The sequence below is a fragment of the Acinetobacter sp. LMB-5 genome, assembly GCF_001541635.1.
Taxonomy (GTDB): domain Bacteria; phylum Pseudomonadota; class Gammaproteobacteria; order Pseudomonadales; family Moraxellaceae; genus Acinetobacter; species Acinetobacter pittii.
Window position 1 is genome coordinate 1 of record NZ_LRDR01000072.1, and the last position, 446, is coordinate 446.

Genomic DNA, 446 nt, shown 5'->3' on the forward strand with positions numbered 1-446 from the left:
AAAATCGTCTTGCTCAATTTTGTAAGGGTCGATAATGCGCTCAGGAACGGGGTTGCCATCCTTGTTTAAACGCATACCTTTTGGGGCTTTTTGTTCAGTCATGCGACAATTTCCTCATGATTACGTGTTTCACAAAAATCGATACGAGCAGTTACCCATTTCAATTCAGTTTCATTTGGAGCGTAGATAGCCGCCGTTTTCCAATGGCATGTTGCTGCTTGATAATCACCCTTACGTTCCGCTTCTGCTGCATCAGTTGCATGCGTGCGGTACTTGTTACGACTTGCTGTTGTTGCCATGCGTTAATGTTCCTATTTGTTAAAAAAATAAATATGCGATAACGAGACCAATCCAAATCCCAACAACGACTTCACCCCAATCAAAACGGCGTGATTCAATGGATTTGATGCGCTCCTTTAAATCAGTAATAAGAGTTTCTTGGTGTT

At 41.9% G+C, this 446-nt stretch carries 1 protein-coding gene; it reads right to left on the reverse strand.

What is annotated here, in order from left to right; genetic code table 11:
* Window positions 1-98 precede the first annotated feature (98 nt).
* Window positions 99-299 carry an ANR family transcriptional regulator gene (locus tag AW165_RS18565; RefSeq protein ID WP_060466689.1) on the reverse strand — a complete coding sequence of 67 codons (201 nt, stop codon included), beginning with the start codon at window positions 297-299 and terminating at the stop codon, window positions 99-101.
* Window positions 300-446 lie beyond the last annotated feature (147 nt).

What these genes read in the sequence shown, in the direction of transcription:
- AW165_RS18565 (WP_060466689.1), bottom strand. Translation starts at nt 299, where the DNA reads ATGGCAACAACAGCAAGTCGTAACAAGTACCGCACGCATGCAACTGAT.